Genomic DNA, 239 nt, shown 5'->3' with positions numbered 1-239 from the left:
AATCGCTGATCGACGTTCCACGCGAAAACATGATCGAACAGAGCGGAATACGCAGTAGCTGCCTTTAGCCTGATAGCGGTTATCAAAGTTAGTGTAATCAGTCGGAACAAACTGGCCCACCGTTTTCATCTGCTTGCTGGCTCCGGCATATGAAAGTATCGAATTACCCGCAGTTGAATCTTCATCAATACGAAGGCCGCTGCCGTCAACAACGATGAAGTATTTTTTCCCGGTATCAG

1 protein-coding gene is annotated in these 239 nt (G+C 47.3%); it reads right to left on the bottom strand.

Annotated elements, in window-relative coordinates; genetic code table 11:
- On the bottom strand, positions 1-239 hold a 239-nt coding region (locus AAIR21_RS28215; RefSeq protein ID WP_434682886.1), incomplete at both ends, for a hypothetical protein.

This window comes from Enterobacter sp. PTB (genome assembly GCF_051130085.1).
Lineage (GTDB): Bacteria > Pseudomonadota > Gammaproteobacteria > Enterobacterales > Enterobacteriaceae > Enterobacter > Enterobacter ludwigii.
Note: the sequence above shows the minus strand (reverse complement) of the source record. Positions and strands in the feature narration are given on the sequence as shown.